This window comes from Microbacterium sp. LWO14-1.2 (assembly GCF_038397715.1).
Classification (GTDB): domain Bacteria; phylum Actinomycetota; class Actinomycetes; order Actinomycetales; family Microbacteriaceae; genus Microbacterium.
In genome coordinates this window covers 1-17,074 of the sequence record NZ_CP151633.1, presented here as the reverse complement: position 1 = coordinate 17,074, position 17,074 = coordinate 1, and the positions used below count along the sequence as shown (strand labels likewise).

Sequence of the window (17,074 nt, the reverse complement as noted above, 5' to 3'; positions counted from 1 at the left end):
GTGAGTCTACGACGGCAACACTCACTCCGAGGTGACAACACATCACGCATTCGTGATGTAACTTGAAGGCGATATCCGAGCGATGAGGAGCCAAACGCGTGAGTCCGATGCGCCCGACAGCCGCTGATCTCGCTTCCGCGTCGACTGCTGATGACTGCGGCTGTGCCCCGACACCCGCCGAGAGAGATCGACTGTGGAAGCGCCCGATTAATCGCCGCGGCGTCTTCGAGCTCGGCGCCTTGAGCGTGGTGGCGCTCGCAGCGTTCGGGGTCGGATCCGGCGTTTCTACCGCGCATGCCGCCACGTACCCGTCGTGGGACGACGTTCAGCGCGCCAAGGGCAACGAGGCAGCGAAAGGTGTCGAAGTTCAACGCATTCAAGGCCTCATTCAGTCGCTGACGCAGAAGGTCGCTGACACCGAGGCCGCGGCCCTGCTCGCATCCGACGAGTTCTACGCAGCGCAGCAGCAGTACTTCGAGGCAATCCGGGTCGCAGACGACCTGCAGGCGCAAGCCGACGAACAGACCCTCATCGCCGAGGAGGCGTCGAGGAAAGCCGGACAGCTGGCGGCGCAGCTCTATCGCAACGGTGGCGACGACACCACGCTGCAGCTGTTCTTCGCAGGCTCTGCAGCCGAATCAGATGAGCTGTTGTCCCGATTGGGAACGCTCGACAAGTTCATGCAGCACAACCGCGCGCTCTACGACGAAGCGATCTCGTCGAAGAACGCGGCGCAGTCGCTCACAGATCAGGCGGTCGTCGCTCGAGACGAGCGCGACCGACTTCAGCAGGTCGCGGAGCAGAAGATGACAGCGGCGCTGGAAGCCGCAGACGCCGCACAGGCTGCGCTCGACGAGCAGACCACCTACCTCGAGACGCTGAAGGCACAACTCGCGGCGCTTCAGGATACGACCGCGCAGACGGTTGCCGGTTATCAGGCCGGCGTCGCAGCGCGCGCCGCAGAGGAGAAGGCTCGTCGGGAAAGAGAAGCCGCCGAAGCCGCCGCCAACAGCGGCGGCAACGGGGGCGGAGGGGGCCAGGCCGGCAGCGGAGGGTGGGTTCGACCGCACGGTGGCGCACGCAGTTCGAGCTACGGGCCTCGAACCCCGATCTGCGGACCCCAGGGCTGCTCATCGAGTTACCACTACGGCGCAGACCTGGCGAACGGATGCGGCGCAGCGATCTACGCCGCGAACTCGGGGACAGTCGACTACGCCGGCGCCAACGGGAACTACGGCAACTACGTTCGCATTCAGCACGGTGGCGGCGTGAGCTCTGGCTACGCACACATCAAGCCGGGCGGAATCGCCGTTCGTCGCGGGCAGTGGGTCGAGTCGGGACAGATCATCGCATACGCGGGCAACACCGGGCGATCCTTCGGGTGCCATCTGCACTTCGAGGTGTACCTCAACGGTGGCTACACCAACCCGGTGCGTTTCATGGAGGACCGCGGCGTCTACGTGTGAGATAGCGCCGCGGCCCCACCGAATCACGTCAGCCCGGAGTAGGAATGGAGCCCGGGGAAGTAGATGTTCACGACGGTGAAGTTGAACAGCACTGCTGCGAACCCAACAATCGACAGCCACGCGGACCGGGAACCACGCCACCCCCGGGTGGCGCGCGCGTGGATGTACCCCGCGTAAAGGACCCAGATCACGAAGGTCCACACCTCCTTGACGTCGAATCCCCAGTAGCGACCCCACGAGTCGTTCGCCCAGATCGCTCCCGCGATGAGGGTGAAGCTCCAGAACATGAAGCCGACGATAGTGAAGCGATACGCCAGGGTCTCCAGCGCGTCCGCGGACGGGATCGTGCGAAGGAAGCGAGGACCGCGCTTCCGCTGTCGCGTGTCTGGAGCGGCACTGAGGAGACGCTCGCGCCTGCCCTGCATCAGTTGTGTGATTGACACGCCGCAGGCGAGGGCGAACAGAGCTGTGGCGAGCGAAGCCACGAACACGTGGATCACCAGCCACACGCTCTTCAGCGGATCCATCAGCGGCACAACCTCGACATAGAAGCCGAGGGTCGCACCTCCGAGAAGCAGAACGGTCATTCCGAGCAGGAACGCGCCCAAGAATCGAAGATCGTACAGCCGCAGCACCACGAGGTACACGGCGACGATGAGGAGCGTCCCGGTGAGCGCGAACTCGTACATGTTGGCCCACGGGACCCGCTCGGCAGCAATGCCTCTGCCGAGAGTTCCTCCCAGCTGGAAGAGGAACGCCAGAACCGTGAGCGAGGTTCCGATTCGCGCCCACAAGCGTCGGGGTGGCCGCTGTAGGGCAGTGTCGGCGCCGGGAACATCCTCGGCGACCTCTTCGGACGAGGATGCCAGCCCACGCCCGCCGACGGTCGCCAATCTTCGCACGGGAACGGCAACCGGTGCGGCGCTGCGCTGCGCGAGGTCGATGGTGTACGCGGTGAACGCGAGGAGGTAGGTGGCAATCGCGGTCCAGACGAGGAGGAGGGAGATGCCGTCGAGGCTGAGCTGATTCATGACGGGTTCCTTTCGGTCGTGTCGTGCTGCTGGTCGTTGTCAGAAGTGGCCGGTGCGGGCTTCACAGGCTCCGCGCCGAGCGAAGTCGAGTGACGATGCGCGAGATCGTCGACCGCTCGTTGCAGCGTGGGGTCGTCGCCGCGCGCGAGACCGGCGTACTCGATGTGCATGCCGTCGATCCCGTCGCGGGCTTTCACCCACACGCGACGCCGGGGTACGAACAGGCCTGCGAAGAGACCCACCATGGCGATCACCGAGAAGAGGAGCACTCCCCCACTGCTCGGATCTTGTTGGATCTGCAGCGAGGCGAATCGCTTCACTGGTTGCTGTTCCTCCGCGATCTCCCATGTGACGGACCCCCAGCCATTCGGGAGGTCAGCCGTGTCACCGGGTCGGAGTTCCAACGAGTCAGTGCCACTGTCGCCGCCCGTCTCCTGGTCGAGTCCGCTCACGTCGAGCGTGTAGACGGAGCGCGGCGTGCCGTCGTCGATGCCGAGGTCCCCGCTGAAGACGTTGAAGGTGAGCACGGGATCGACGACGTCGGGGTAGATGGACGTGAATGCACCTGACGGGAGAGTGCCCTGCGTGGGGTAGAAGAACCCGACGAGCCCGACTTGCTTCGGTAGCCCGTCCGGGATTTTGATGATGCCCAGGGAGGTCATGTTCGAGTCCTGCGGCAGGAACGGCTGCGACTCACTGAACACGACGTCGCCGTCGCCGTTCCTCACGGTCAGCGTCGGGGCGTACCCGTTCCCCAGGAGGTAGATCCGGTCATTCGCAATCGTGGTCGGGTAGTTCACTCGAACGCTGCGCTCACTGTCCTGCTCGCCCGGCTGGCGGACCGTGATCTGCGCATCGAAGTTCTCTGCCTGTCCCGCGCCCGGTGTGCCCGGCAGTCGATAGGCGACGCGGAAGTCGTCGAGCGTGAGCGAGTACGGAACAAGTCCCGCGCCGTCGACGAATCGTCCCGGGTTGAAGGAAGAGTAATCGCTCAAGGCATTCACGAACGTCGTCCCCTCCACCACGACTCGTTGTCCGGTGTACGCGAAGGATCCGCCTACTGCGACCGAGAGGAGCACCCCGACGAGCGCGACATGGAAGACGAGGTTGCCAGTCTCACGGAGGTAGCCGCGCTCTGCCGATACCGAGTAGGTGCCTCCCTGGTCGTAACGCTCGACACGGTAACCAGATCTGCGCAGCATGTCGGACGCCGCCGAGACAGCCCCCTCAGCATCGCCGCCCTTCCCAGCGATGATCCTCTCGCGATGAGCGGGCAACCTCGACAGTCGGGACGGAGTGCGAGGAGGTCGTGACCGCAGCGCGACATAGTGGTGCTTCGCACGCGGGATCACACACCCGATGAGCGAGACGAACAGCAGGAGATGGATGGCGGAGAACCACGGTGAGATGTAGACGTCGAACAGTCCAAGGCCGTCCGCGAGTGGGAACGCTTCTGGGTTGTTCCTTCGCCATTGCACCACGCCGTTGGGGTCTGCGCTGCGCTGCGGGAACAGTGAACCGGGGATCGCTGCGACAGCGAGGAGCAGAAGCAGCAACAAGGCGGTGCGCATGCTCGTCAGTTGTGTCCACCCCCATCGCAGCCACCCGGTCACGCTAAGCGCCGGGCTCGTCACCTCAGATGTTGCGCCGGTATCGGTGTGGTCGGCTGGCCGAAGCGGATCGCCCTTGGTGTCGGGGTCAGAGAGGGAGCGGGACATTGATAATCACCTGCTGAAGTTGGGACATGAGAGCGGTCCAGAGGCCGGAGACCATCAGGATCCCGAGAGCGACGAGCATCGCTCCGCCGATGAGGTTGAGCGTGCGGACATGGCGCCGGAGGAAGGCGAGCGAGGAGGACGCCCATCCCCACCCGGCGGCGAGGACAATGAAGGGGATACCGAGGCCGAGCGAGTACGCCAGCCCGAGCAGGCCGGCCCGAGCGGGGTCACCCAAGTTCCATGACATCGAGATGATTGCGGCGAGTGTCGGGCCGATGCAGGGCGTCCATCCCACTCCGAGTGCGAACCCCAGCAGCGGGGCGCCAACCAGACCTGCACGACTGCCGATCCGTGGGCGCATTGTTCGCTGCGCGACGCCGAAGAGTCCGATGAAGACGAAGCCCATCACGATGATGACAACGCCGAACACCCTGGTGAGAATGTTCGCGTACTGCAGCAGCACGAAGCCGAACGCACCCCCGAGGATGGTCACGGCGACGAAGACGGTCGTGAAGCCTGCGATGAACAGCGTCACCCCCAGCATCAGTCGACCGCGGTGCGACTCTTGGCTTCCGCTCTTGCCCTGTTCTGGCCGCACAGTTCCACCGAGATACCCCAGGTACCCGGGCACCAAAGGGAGGACGCACGGTGAAACGAAGGAGACGAGCCCGGCGAGGATCGCCACGGGGATGGCGATCCACAGAACTCCGTCGACGATAAGCGTTCCAGGGCTCATGGGACGCTCTCCTCGAGAACGTCCTCGACGAGCGTCGCGAGGATTGAGGCGCTGTCGAGTTGGCCGATGACGCGGGCGGCGACTCTGCCGGAGCGGTCGATGACCAGGGTGGTCGGCGTGGCTTGGATCGGCGTCACCTGAGCGAAGGCCAGCTTGACCTTGCCGTCGTTGACGTCTATCACGCTCGGATACGTGACGCCGTTGTCTTTGGCGAACGAGAGCGCGGTGGCGGGTTGGTCGTAGGTGTTCACGCCAAGGAATGCCACGCCGTCCTCGCGATAGTCCTGCCACACCTGTTCGAGGTATGGCGCCTCGACGATGCAGGGGCCGCATGCGGCGTACCAGAAGTTCACGACGAGGACGTCGCCGCGGTAGTCGTCACTCGCGACTTGCTCTTCGGTCTCCGTGACCCCTTCGAATGTCACCGGCTCTCCGCGCTCGTCTTGCGGGATCTCGACAACTTGGAAGTCTCCTGCGATGAAGCCTTTCTCGTTGCCATCCCTAAATTGCTGGGAGAGGGAGTCGTTGGACGCGCACCCTGCGAGCAGGAGAAGGACGGGTATGGAGGCGAGAACGGCGTGACGAATACGTCGTCGCCGGCCGTGGTCCTGCGCGGTGGGGACGCGGGTGGCGGGTGGTCGGGGGACGGGCTCGCTGAGCATGGGTTCCTCTTCGGATCTGAATCTCGTTGGCAGGGCAGAGCCGCAGGTAATCGGGCTCACGCCTCGCTCCCCGGACGTCAGTGCTCGACGAGGAGCGGGTCCCGGGGGCGACGTCACGTCTCGCTCCCGAGTGACGAGAGCAGGACGGCGTGAATCGAGGAAGTTCAGGTCCGCGACACGCGGAGTTTCGTCAGAGAGGGGGCGGTGGCCCTCATCACGATTCTCGGAAGGAGTCGACGTATGAGGTGAGACCTGATACGTCCCGGGTTCATTAGAGGCATCGGCCGACGCAGAGTGCTGAGGAGCAGGAGAAGTACTCCGCAGAACAGTCCGAGAGCGCACGCAACGGGGCCCATGCCGATGCTCGATGCAGAGGGCTCCCCCACCGCAACTGAGGGCGCGTCCGGCGCAGCGTTTCGAGCACCGAGCGCCGAGGGATCGTCGACGCCGACGGCCGTCGATGCATCAGGTGTCGCCCGATACGGAGCGCAGGCGACACCCAACACGAGCAACAGTGACGCCATGACCACGACAATCACACCGACGGCAAACGGCGACGTCGCCGGTGTTCGCCCTCGACGGGTGTTTTTCGCCCGTCCTCTCAGGTCTAGGTCATCGAGCGGGACGGGCCGCAGCTCATCCACCGGTTTTCTCCCGCAACCAAGCGACAGGATCGACAGTTCCGTCTTCTGTCGACAGTTCAAGGTGCAGGTGCGCACCAAAACTGCGTCCGGTGTTACCGACTCGTCCGACGACCGCACCGACGGAGACTGTCTCCCCCTCGCGAACTCCGAGGGAGCCGCGCAACATGTGCGCGTAGCGGCTGAATACCGTCTGCCCGTCGATCTTGCTCTCAATGTAGACCGTGACCCCGAACGCCCCTCCGTTCTCGGTCGCGATGCGGACCGTCCCGCCGGCCACGGCGCGGATCTGAGCTCCCTCACCTGGTGTGAAGTCGGCGCCTTCATGCATTCGTCCCCACCTGGGCCCGAAACTCGACGACGTGGGCACGCTGACCGGGAACGGCCATTGCACCTCAGCATCGGGGTCGAGCAGCAGGGATCCACTGAAGTAACGGATTCCTGCTGCCGCCGCGAGCTGCGGGACGGACGTCACGCTGAAGCCGCTCGACCGACCAAGGTCCTCCGCCGCAGCATCCTCCGGCACGACAAACGCCTGAATGTCACTATCGGCGGCGGATCGGTCGCTCTCGGAAGGCGCGAACCGCGCCGTGGTATCCGTCCTGGTCGCCGCGACGGTCTCGGCCGGGATCGTCATGCCGACCATAAACGAGGAAGCGACGGTCAATGTGCCCACCACGATGAGCGTTCTCCCGATTCGCCGCCCGATGGACCTCGCAGGAGCAGGCTTTGCAACGCGTCGAGCGTCCTGCTCCGTGGGGGTGGTGGATGGAGTCGTGTTCACCGTCTTCGCCGGAGTCCGCACGTCGTGCTCTCGGCTCGGAATGCCCTCGTCACGAGGTCGATGGTCGGATGCGCTGATTGGTGGAATCGGCGGATGGGACAGGGCCTCGCGCCTGCGCCGAAGTTCGGAGCGGGTGACTGGCGGAGTCGGGGCTGTCGGCGCGGTCTCTCGGCGTCGAAGCTCCGACCGCGTGAGAAGCGGCTCCGGTCGAATGTTCGGCTCGAGAGGGTCATGTGTGGTCACGGTTCGGGCCTCCGGATTCGGGTTCGGGGGTCGAGTCTGGGCCGTACGACGATGCACGTCGAACGATGAGGGCAAGTGTTGCGAGGCTTCCGAACGCGAGCAATGGCGCGCTCAACGCGAGCCACTTCTCCGCGAGGATGCCTGGTGCGATGCCTGAGCGGAGCGGCACATCCGTGATTGCGGCAGCGACCGTGTCGACGCCTGCTGTGTCGAGGATCGCGCCGTCCGGGGCTATGACTTGACTGGTGCCCACAGTGGAAACGTTCACCACGCTCTTACCGGTCTGGATGGCACGCATCCGGGCAAAGGCCAGTTGCTGAAGGTTCTCGTCGGAGCCGCGGAAGTCCGCGTTGTTGGTTTGGAAGATGTAGAGCTTCACATCTTGCTCAGCAGCGGCACGGATCACGTCGTCGAAGATCACGTCGAAGCAGATCGCGAGACCGATGTCGGTCTCGCCGACGGTCACGACGGGTGGGTTCGTGCCGGCAGTGTACTCGCGCTGGATCAGCCCGACGAGGTCGGGGGCAAGGCGCTCGTACAACCATCGGTCGGGGACGTACTCGCCGAATGGGACGGGATTGACCTTGTCGTGGACTTGAGAGCTGCCGGGGTTTGCCGTCCACAGGAAGGAGGTGTTGAACGTCTCATCGCCTCGTGCCGTCGCCGCGTTCGCCAGAAGCGGCGCCCCCGTCCGGGACACGATCCGATTCAGTTCAGAGGCGGCCTGTCGGTTGCGGAACGGGTCGAACTCCGCCGATCCTTCGGGCCAGACGAGCACGTCCATGTTCCGGTCGAGAATCGGTTCCGATGCCGCGACCTGTGCTTTGAGCAGGTCACCCGAGGCTCTACCGTCGAAGTAGCCTGAGGGACCGTTGCCTTGGACCCACCCAACCGCGAATGTGCCCGCGCCTGTCGTCGCATATTGCGGTGTCACACTGAGTCCGAAAATCAGGACGACAGCGGGCGTCAGAACGGACACTGCGCGCAACCCGATACGAAGCCACTGCACGATGCTCGCAGCGATGACCGCGATGGTGAGCGAGAGCCCGGTCACACCGATCCACGATGTAGCTTCCGGGAACGGGCTCTCGACCTGGGTCATCCCGAGTCGCACCCAGGGGAACCCGCCGTACGGCCACGATCCGAGCACGATCTCGCGGGCAACCCACAACCCGCCGACCAGCGCGGGTACGGCGACGATCTGCCAGACGCGACGGCCGCGGAAGCGGCTCGTCCATCGGTATGCCAGCGCTATGGGAACCGCACCGAGCCCGAACAAGAGAGCCTGCAGCCCCGACAACGCGATGCGTGGCAACGGCCCGAGGAACTGACCAACCCAATCGAGGTGAAGCGCGTAGAAGGTGACACCGAACGCGAGACCGACGAGCAGCGCTCCGCCGACGCTACGTCCGACGGTCGCAACCAAGGTGAGGATGACGCTGACGAACGCGAGGGGCCACCAACTGACCTCGGGAGTCGCGAGGTCCATGGCGAGTCCGCCGACCGCCGACAGCGAAACGGCGACCCATACACCGACGAGTGGTCGTGTGAGATCACTGTTCGTCGTTCGGGCCTCAGACGTCGGCGCAGTGAGGAGTCTCGTCGACATTGCTCAGGCGTCCCGCTCGCGGAGTTTCTGGAGGTAAGCGTTGTACTCATCCAGCTCGGATGATCCGTGGATGTCTACGTACCGGTCCTGTGCCTGGGATCGTGCGGTGTCCTCTCGGAACCATCGGTGCATGACGTAGATCAGCATCAGGAGCGTGGGGGCCTCGCCGTACGACCAGGCGAGTCCGCCGGCGAGCCGCTGGTCTTCGATGGGGTCGAGTCCCATGGCCTGCGTGGGCGCGACGAAGTGGGTGATGAGCATGGTGGTGGCCATCATGAGGAACACTCCGAAGAAGGCGTGCAGCGCGGCTTCGGCGAACACATCGAGGGCGCGGCCGCCGTGACTGAGGCGAACGGGTAGCGGGTCGGAGCTCAGGATGGGGATTGTGAAGATGATGCCCGCGCCGAGGAACGCCACCTCGAGGGCGATGTGTCCCGCGGTCGAGCTCAGGAGGGAGTCTGCGAACCCCGCGAGGTACAGGCCGTAGAACGCGGCCAGATAGAGAGGGAGCGCCGCCCATGGGCTCAGAGCCCAGCGCGCGAGTCTGCTGCGCAGCCCCGCGTGGGCGACGGCGAGTGCCGTACGCCCCAGCCCTACGTGCGGGGTGGCGCGGAGCAGCAACGTGCCCGGAGATCCCAGGATGAGTAGCGGCGGAATCGCCATCATCAGAGTGAGCTGCTGGAACATGAACACCGACATCAACGCGTAGCCGTAATTCTCCACGGCGAGACCGGTCGTCCCAGCCAGGAGCGCGCAGCCGCTGAGGAAGCTGAACGTACGCCAGATGGACCAGCGTCGACCGTGCGTCCACATGCGAACGGCCCCGACCATGTAGAGAAGTGCAAGCAGCCCAGCGACCACCGGCAGCACCGGAAGCGCCCCCGGAACCACGGCGAAGTAGTCAGGGAAGGTGGGCGCGACGTCGGGGATCCACGGAGTCATCGACGGGCCCCCTCCGGCCTGTCGATGAGCTGAGCGATGAGTGCCGACATCAGGGTCGGGGGAACTTGATAAGGCTTCCCGCTACCAGGAAGACGACTGCTGCCGCGGGCTGGATTCCGGTCCAGACCGGTCCGGCGAACGGGAAGGGCATGACGGGATTCCACAGGACGGCGATGGCGATGAACACCGGGATCCACCACCAGTGGCGCGCTTGCACGGCGAACCATCCGACGATGACCGCGAGGATCGACGTGACGTAGAGGATGACCGAGGCCCAGTCACTCGCCAGCAGCACGGGGGCGAGGAACAGCACCGCGGCTGCGAGCAGACTCGGAGCAAGGGCGTTCCGCTGATAAGTGGAAGGGGTCCGCTTCTTCTGTGTCATGAGCGTCCCCATCCTTCGCTCATGTCCTGTGGCATCGAAGCGGGAGGCGTGACGACGTCGTCGTCTGGACCACGGCGGCGCCGAAGAAGCCCGACGACCAGCACGACGGCACCGACCCCCAGCGCCACGTCCGCCAGATTGCCGATGAAGAGGTCCGAGTAGGCGAGGAAGTCGGTGACGTACCCGCGGCCGAACGCAGGGGGTGCGAAGAGACGGTCCAGGACGTTGCCGATGGCTCCCCCGAGAATGAACCCGATACCGACCGCCCACCACGTGGTACGGGATCGAATTGCGCTCCTGATGAGCACGACCGTCGCTGCGATTCCGACTGCGGTCAGCAGCGGAGTCGCGCTGGAACCGAACGACAGGATGGCACCCGGGTTGAACGCCAGTTGCAGCCCGAAGAGGTCTCCCAGTAGCGGAATGCGCTCCGTGGTACTCAGTTGCGCCAAGGCGACCGCCTTCGACACTTGGTCGATGATGACGGTCGCACCGGCGACGGCGAACGCAATGGCGAGCTTCGGCACGCGCGCACTCATGATCACGCGCCTCCTTCCGTGTCGGCCGCTGCTCGGTCGCGCCGGCGGCGCTTCCACCCGGCGAACGCGACACCGACAGCGCCCGCTACGAGAACGAACCCCATGCCGATGACGAACAGGATGCCGAGGAACCCGAGATCGTCTCGTTCCACCGGCCGCTCTCCGTTCTGCCTTTGATGACGGTCCTTGTCCGACTCTGTCTCTTCGGGCGACGGCGAAGGCGACGGCGTTGAACTCTGTTCCGGAGTGGGGGACGCGGTAACTGGTGCGACGTCCCCAACTGCGGACGCTGAAACCGAAGGCGAAACCAGCAGGACCGTCGCGAGGATCAGCAACGCACACGCGACGGCACCCCACGCATGTTTCGTCGTGGCCATCGGATGTCTCATGTGTGATCCTCGTTTCGGTCGGTGTATTTCGGACGAACGTATTCAGGGGCGCTTCATGATGTGGCGTGCAATCGAGATCGCGTCGCGGCGTGCCCCGTCGAAGGTGTCTGAATCCTGGCTACCGTGGCTCGGCATGCCGACGACGAACAGACCTGGGACGCTCGTAGTCCCGCGCTTCCGGCGACTGGACGTGGCATCGAGTACCGGACGGGGAAGCCAGCCGTCCGCGGGCAGGTATCCGGTCGCGTAGATGATGGACTGCGGAGCGATACGACGACCATCGTCGAAGACGATGTGCGCTCCATCTGCGGCAATGGCCGCAGGCAGCACTTCGATGCCGAGTTGTTCCCATTCCGGATCCAGTGAGAGCGCTGCCCCACCTCGCGCTAGTGCCCGACGCCGCCCGACGCCGCGTCGTGCCGGTCGAGCTGCGGAGACCGCCGAGGGCTGGGACGACAGCGTGACGCGGTGCGTACGACTGAGCTCGCGCGCGATCTCTTGGCCGCTGTGGCCGGCTCCGACGACCAGCACGTCACCGCTGGGAATCTGGCTCGGTCCGCGATAGTCGGCGCTATGAACCATGATCCCCGGCACCGCGGCGTCTACCGCCCAGCTCGGGATCCGAGGTCGAGCCGCAGACCCGGTCGCGCAGACGATGTTGCGCGTCTGTACCGGCCCTTCGTTCGTTGACAGAAGCAGAGTGGATCCGTCCCCCAGACGGTCCACGCCTGTCGCTCTGATGCCCCACAGCGTCGTGAGGCCTAGGGCGGCCTCGACGTCGAGAAGATGCTGTTCGATCTCTCGCGGCGACGGGCGTCGATAGGGGTCGCCTGTGAGATGCCGCCCGGCGACCGTGCTCCGCCCTGCCTCCGTCAGGAGTGTCATCGACGACCAGCGGAACGCCCACGAACGACGCCCGTCAGGATTGCTGTCGATGACGGCGAAGTCCCGTTGCGGCTTCAGGCCCGAACGCGAGAGTTCGGCGGCGACGGAGAGACCGGCGTGGCCGGAGCCGACGATGATGACTCGACGATGAGAGAGGCCTAGGAGTGTCATGTTCCCTTGCCCGCTGAGAGGACCGCGTTCTCGAGGTCGTCGTAGCGCTCGAGTGTGATGGCATCGCCGTTCACGAAGAACGTCGGAGTTCCGCTCACTCCCAGTGCCTGACCGTCGTTGTAGTCGAGATCGACTCGTGCGACCGTCGCGGGGTCAGAGATCGCGGTATCGTAAGCGGCCATGTCCAGGCCGATCTCCTCAGCGAAGCCTCGGAACAGGCTCGCCCGCGATTCCTGAGCTTCACCCCATTGAGCCTGCGTCTCGAAGAGCTTGCGGTACATCTCCTCAAGGCGTCCCTGCTGCGCAGCCGCTTCGGCAGCGAACGCGGCATTCCTGGAGTTCAGGTGACCCGGTAGCGGGAAATAGCGGATGACATAGGTGATCTCGCCGTCGTAGCGCTCGCGAAGGTCTTCGACCACGGGGTAGAAGGCTCCGCACGCTTCGCATTCGAAGTCGAGGAATTCAACGACGGTGACTGCCCCGTCTCCCCCGTCGTCGAGAACGTGTGAGTTCTCGCGGAGCACCTGCGCCGTAGAGCTTCCGTTCTCGGATTCTGGCGGCGCAGTGTTCTGCTGGTTAACGATGACGACGATTACCGCGACGATAATCAGGACGATGGTTACGGCAAGGGCAGCGAGGCCGGCTTTGACGGCGGGTTTCATCAGGTACTCCAAAGACTGTCGACACGGTCGAAGGTCGAGCGGATGCTCGATGGGATGCGCACGCGCGAGGCGCGACGCCTCGACGGGTCAGGTCCGGGAGATCCCGAGCGTCGCCAGAGTCAGCGACGTCCGCCTCAGGGGGATGCTATTCGGAGCGGCGCTCGTTCGCGGCTGAGCCGCGTGGGTCTCCACGACCACGGCTGTCCTGCGCCAGAGCAGCCGATAGAGCATGACCGCTGCGACAAGTCCGCAGAGAAGACCGAGGACGCACAGCACAACGCCCGTGACCCGGTCTACTTGTGCAGCGCCCGTGGCGAGCTGCATCACGACGCCTGCGGGTGCCGCAGCGGCTGCGTCGGTGCCTGATTCATTGGCGTCGAGCGACGTGCTGGCCGTGGTCGACCCCGTGGTGACATCGGCACTTCCGTGCTCGGCTGCGCCGACGGCGAAGATCAGGAGGAGTGTGAGCCCGATGATGCTAATGAGCCGCATTATCATCTGGCTGCGATCCGGCCGCCCGTGGCAGGCGACCCGGATCGAGTGGAACACGATTCGATTGTAATCGTCGCTCCTACTTCTTCCTTTGAATGAGCCGTAATCATTCGGTCACTCCGCGCGCTTGCGTCGACGGTGCACCACGAGCACGGTCGCCATCGCCAGAACTCCCAGCACGACGACGCCTCCGACAACGGCCAGGGCCACGACGCTCTCATCTGCCCCGTCAGCGCGCGGCTCTCGGTCGGTATCTTGTGTGGGCGGCGCCGAGTTGGTGGCGTCGGTCGGCATCGGGGCACTGGTCAGCGCTGCTCCTGGTTGAGTACGGGTGCCTTCGTTCCCGCACGCCGGTGCGTCCCAACCGAGTGCGACGGTCGCCGTCGGATCCGCTGCGTAGTCGAACTGGTATGACTCGGAGATGGGGTGCCCGTCGCTGGACACAGCGTTCCAGAGCACCGTGTAGGTGCCCGACGCTCTGAGGGCGACGGGGGTGGTGAGCACGTTGAGTTCGATGGTGGAGCACGACGACTCGTAGAAGAGCCCGTCGGGGCCCTGCACCTGGGCGAAGCTCGTCTGGCTGAAGTCGATGAGCTCCCCGCTGAAAGTCAGTGCGACTGTGTCGAGGTTGGTGACTGTCTCGCCCGCCGATGGCACAGCGTCGGTGAGATTGTCATGTGCGGAGGCTGGGGTTGCGGTCAGCAGCACGATTGCGACAGCGGCGGCGCATACGGCACCGCTCACGCGGCGGATTCGGGTGGAGACGGATGTCATGAGATGGCCTTTCGAGTGGAGTGGAGGGGTCGGTCGACCTCCTGTGGTGAGCGAGTGGAGTGCCCGCTGAGTATGTAGTCGACGCTGAGGCCGAAGAGGAGCAGCATTGGCGCCGAGAGCAGGATCACCATGCCGGCTGCTTGTTGGTCCGCCATCGGCTCCAGGCCCCATTGACGACCCATCGCCCCGAACCAGCTCGCAGCAATCAGGCCGCTCTGAAGCAGCACCCAACTGCCTACACTCGCCAGCGCGGCAGCCGATCCGAACACGACAACCACACGCATCCGCCGGGGATATGTGCCGGCAGGACGGAGGATCGCAGCGGTCACCAAGCTTCCCGCTACGAGCAGCGCGACGACGCGCAATTCATGCACCAAGGGATCGGCGAGGGAATCGCGCAAGAGGCCAGTGGCGGATACGCCCCACACGATAAAAGCGAACGTGCACATCGCGACTATGGGGTGGCGCAGGAAGAGGACGATCCGCGAGCGCTCCCCTGCTCGCAGCCACTCGCGGATTCCACGGCTCCCATCGGTGCGGTTGGTGATTCCCTCCAATGCCAGGCGATATGGCGCGCCAAACACGAGGAGGGAGGGAACCACGAGGAGCATGAGCATCCGTCCCGCCGCGTCGACGCTGTGGAGGTAGTCGGAGTAGACAGCGACCGCCCCACTGTTCACCCAAGCCAGCAGCACCATCCCGCTGATCCACGCGAACGTGCGCAGGCCGCTCCACGCCTCGCCGCGACGCCGCAGGCGACGGACACCCATCAGATAGAAGAAGACTCCGAAACCGGCGACCATCACCCACAGGAGATTCACGTCGTTCCCACTCAGCCAACGGACGAGTGTGAGCTCGGGCGGAAGCGGCGCTTCGGTGAGGATCTCAGCCGGTGTCGTCAGCGCCGGAGCTGAGGTGTCTGCCGGCGCGGGCGTGCGGGCGAGCGCCGCTGCGGCACCACTCGCGATGCCCATGACCGCGAACTCGACGGTGACGAACGTCCAGAACGGTGCCCGCTCTCCGACCCCACGGCGGATGTACCACTGACGGTGCGCGACACCCACGACGCCGAGGAGCGTGAGCGCCACCACCTTCACCAAGAGCACAGCTCCGTACGCGCTGAGAAGTTCTCGCCAGCCGCTGACAGACGTCATCGCGCGGGCGACTCCGGACACGGAGACGACCACGAAGGCGACGAGTGCGATGGTCGAGTATCGCTCGACGATTGCCCGCAGACGGTGCTCGCGCGCAGACGGCCTGAGGAAGACCAGCGCGAGAAGACCGCCGAGCCATACCGCCGCGCTGGTGATGTGCAGCACGAGCGAGATGACCGCAGCATCATGATTGGCGAGGCTTCCGGAATGACCTTGCGTGGCCATCGGGACCAGCGACGCCAGCGAAAGGAACGTCAGCAACAGCGCGGCCGCCCATCCCCGGAACGCATACGAGATCACCGTGAGTATCGCGGCCATCACTGTTGTGATGAGCCAGACGCGGCCCAGCTCCGTCTCGAGGAGGAATCTGCCGAACTGCTGACCGAATCCCGGGCCGAGTGACACCTCAGGATTGAACGATGACAGGAAGGTGAGATAACCAGTGACTCCTGCGCCGATGGTGAGCACTGCGGCACCGATGGAGGCGACATCCAGGGCGGTATCGAACTCCTTCTCGCCCTGTGTGAGCGCGTACGCAGCAAGGACGGCCGATCCCACCATGACCGCCGCCCCGAGGTTGACGATGAGCTTCGCGACCGGCAGTCCCCACCGGACGACCGCGCCGGGGTCGCTGGTGACCCGTGGATCAGCCCCGCCACCTATCACCAATCCCAGGAGGAGCGCGACCAGCGCTGAGGTGAGCAGGAGGGCGGGTCCGGCCAGTCGGAGCCCGCTGGCGCTCACGGGAGGTCTCCGGAGCCGCCCGTGGTCGGCGCGTCCTCGTCGTCCGATGACGCTGTGTCCGGCGCGGAGCAGGCGGACGTCTTCGGCAGTATCTGGACCGCGGGTGCGAGGGCTTGCAACGCGGCATCCGCGGAGAGCTTCGTCGTATCGACGTAGGCCTGGGCTGCGGGCGTTCGGCCGTAGGTCGTCAAGCGCAGGTAAGGGGAATCTTGTTCGTCGACGATCCAATCGACGGAGTTGATGGTCACGCACTGCAGCGTCGTCGGTGCTGGTGGCTCGAGCCCGCAGGTAAAGACGACGATGGTCGGGTCTCCCCATGCGGCGGTCGCTTGGGCATCGGTCGTGCGACCGGTGAACTCTCCGACGGCTGCGGGGAGCCGAACCGTCACGTCGGCGCATTCGGGGTCGTTCGCATTTGTCGCAGGTTTCAATGCGACAGTGGACGCGCATCCCGACAATGTCGCGAGCAGGCCGATGAGTGCGACGGCTCCGAGGATTAGGTTCCGCGAAACGGCGCGCCGATTGACTGAGACCTCGGCGGGGGTCGGGGTGAGGGGCGTGTTCTCCAAGTCATCTCTCCAAGCTGTCGACGACGTGCGTCGATCCGCATCCGCGCGATGGCACGGATGAAGGCGGGATTGAGCCGGAGAGTCAGGTTCGGGAGATCTGCAGCTGCGCGAGGTCAGGGCGCAGCAGATGTGGTCCCTGAATGCGCGGAATCGATGCGCGGTGCGCGGAGTCTCGTGAAGGGGCTCGCATCGGGGTGCGGAGTCGCGCGCGGGCGAGTCGGGCGAACACCAGCACGCCGAGAAGCGCACCGACTATGCACACAGCGGCGGCGACATCAGATGATCCAGCAGAGGACACCGCGGACTGATCTCGTTCGTCGTGCTCACTCGACAACGAGAAGCTTTCCGGTGACGCTGTGGCCGACGTCGCAGTCTCTGCGTGGACAGTGCTCGCGATACCGAGCGTGAGAAGCAGAGCAATAATGATCCCGAAGAGCACCCTCATCGCAAGCGGCCCGCGGGGGACGTGCGCTGAGCG

17 protein-coding genes are annotated in these 17,074 nt (G+C 65.0%); 1 reads left to right on the top strand and 16 read right to left on the bottom strand.

Going from position 1 to position 17,074, the window contains the following annotated elements:
• The first annotated feature begins 107 nt into the window (after window positions 1-107).
• The gene (locus MRBLWO14_RS00085) at window positions 108-1,466 is read left to right on the top strand and encodes a M23 family metallopeptidase (RefSeq protein ID WP_341936238.1); all 1,359 of its coding nucleotides are present in this window, start codon (window positions 108-110) and stop codon (window positions 1,464-1,466) included.
• A gap of 23 nt (window positions 1,467-1,489) precedes the next feature.
• Here the strand turns inward: MRBLWO14_RS00085 and ccsB are convergent, their stop codons facing one another.
• From ccsB to MRBLWO14_RS00005, 16 genes are all read right to left on the bottom strand, one after another.
• On the bottom strand, window positions 1,490-2,497 hold the full coding sequence (ccsB, locus tag MRBLWO14_RS00080; protein ID WP_341934471.1) for a c-type cytochrome biogenesis protein CcsB: 1,008 nt from the start codon (window positions 2,495-2,497) through the stop codon (window positions 1,490-1,492).
• Complete coding sequence (locus tag MRBLWO14_RS00075; RefSeq protein ID WP_341934470.1) at window positions 2,494-4,215, bottom strand: cytochrome c biogenesis protein ResB; 1,722 nt, start codon at window positions 4,213-4,215, stop codon at window positions 2,494-2,496. The genes ccsB and MRBLWO14_RS00075 overlap by 4 nt, the downstream gene beginning before the upstream one ends.
• Window positions 4,196-4,951 carry a cytochrome c biogenesis CcdA family protein gene (locus MRBLWO14_RS00070; RefSeq protein WP_050721167.1) on the bottom strand — a complete coding sequence of 252 codons (756 nt, stop codon included), beginning with the start codon at window positions 4,949-4,951 and terminating at the stop codon, window positions 4,196-4,198. Before MRBLWO14_RS00070 ends, MRBLWO14_RS00075 begins: the two co-directional genes overlap by 20 nt.
• Window positions 4,948-5,613, bottom strand: a complete 666-nt coding sequence (locus tag MRBLWO14_RS00065) for a TlpA disulfide reductase family protein (RefSeq protein ID WP_341934469.1) — start codon at window positions 5,611-5,613, stop codon at window positions 4,948-4,950. The genes MRBLWO14_RS00070 and MRBLWO14_RS00065 overlap by 4 nt, the downstream gene beginning before the upstream one ends.
• A 636-nt stretch (window positions 5,614-6,249) precedes the next feature.
• On the bottom strand, window positions 6,250-6,930 hold the full coding sequence (locus MRBLWO14_RS00060; RefSeq protein WP_341934468.1) for a M23 family metallopeptidase: 681 nt from the start codon (window positions 6,928-6,930) through the stop codon (window positions 6,250-6,252).
• A gap of 337 nt (window positions 6,931-7,267) precedes the next feature.
• Complete coding sequence (gene lnt / locus MRBLWO14_RS00055) at window positions 7,268-8,890, bottom strand: apolipoprotein N-acyltransferase (RefSeq protein WP_341934467.1); 1,623 nt, start codon at window positions 8,888-8,890, stop codon at window positions 7,268-7,270.
• Between the two features lie 3 nt (window positions 8,891-8,893).
• Window positions 8,894-9,832, bottom strand: a complete 939-nt coding sequence (locus MRBLWO14_RS00050) for a cytochrome c oxidase assembly protein (protein WP_050721170.1) — start codon at window positions 9,830-9,832, stop codon at window positions 8,894-8,896.
• Between the two features lie 49 nt (window positions 9,833-9,881).
• The gene (locus MRBLWO14_RS00045; RefSeq protein WP_045262820.1) at window positions 9,882-10,217 is read right to left on the bottom strand and encodes a DUF6804 family protein; all 336 of its coding nucleotides are present in this window, start codon (window positions 10,215-10,217) and stop codon (window positions 9,882-9,884) included.
• Complete coding sequence (locus tag MRBLWO14_RS00040) at window positions 10,214-10,756, bottom strand: signal peptidase II (protein ID WP_341936237.1); 543 nt, start codon at window positions 10,754-10,756, stop codon at window positions 10,214-10,216. The genes MRBLWO14_RS00045 and MRBLWO14_RS00040 overlap by 4 nt, the downstream gene beginning before the upstream one ends.
• A gap of 2 nt (window positions 10,757-10,758) precedes the next feature.
• Complete coding sequence (locus MRBLWO14_RS00035; protein WP_156149084.1) at window positions 10,759-10,908, bottom strand: hypothetical protein; 150 nt, start codon at window positions 10,906-10,908, stop codon at window positions 10,759-10,761.
• Window positions 10,909-11,187: 279 nt separating this feature from the next.
• On the bottom strand, window positions 11,188-12,201 hold the full coding sequence (locus MRBLWO14_RS00030) for an NAD(P)-binding domain-containing protein (RefSeq protein WP_341934466.1): 1,014 nt from the start codon (window positions 12,199-12,201) through the stop codon (window positions 11,188-11,190).
• Entirely contained in the window at window positions 12,198-12,863 is a 666-nt protein-coding gene (locus tag MRBLWO14_RS00025; protein WP_341934465.1) for a thioredoxin domain-containing protein, read from the bottom strand. Before MRBLWO14_RS00025 ends, MRBLWO14_RS00030 begins: the two co-directional genes overlap by 4 nt.
• An 87-nt stretch (window positions 12,864-12,950) precedes the next feature.
• Window positions 12,951-13,412, bottom strand: a complete 462-nt coding sequence (locus MRBLWO14_RS00020) for a hypothetical protein (RefSeq protein WP_341934464.1) — start codon at window positions 13,410-13,412, stop codon at window positions 12,951-12,953.
• Window positions 13,413-13,469: 57 nt separating this feature from the next.
• Window positions 13,470-14,129 carry a copper resistance CopC family protein gene (locus MRBLWO14_RS00015; protein WP_341934463.1) on the bottom strand — a complete coding sequence of 220 codons (660 nt, stop codon included), beginning with the start codon at window positions 14,127-14,129 and terminating at the stop codon, window positions 13,470-13,472.
• Window positions 14,126-16,027, bottom strand: coding sequence for a cytochrome c oxidase assembly protein (locus MRBLWO14_RS00010; protein WP_341934462.1), 1,902 nt, complete (start codon window positions 16,025-16,027; stop codon window positions 14,126-14,128). Before MRBLWO14_RS00010 ends, MRBLWO14_RS00015 begins: the two co-directional genes overlap by 4 nt.
• A complete protein-coding gene (locus tag MRBLWO14_RS00005) occupies window positions 16,024-16,596 on the bottom strand; it encodes a DUF3515 family protein (RefSeq protein WP_341934461.1) in 573 nt (190 codons plus the stop codon). Before MRBLWO14_RS00005 ends, MRBLWO14_RS00010 begins: the two co-directional genes overlap by 4 nt.
• Window positions 16,597-17,074: the final 478 nt, after the last annotated feature.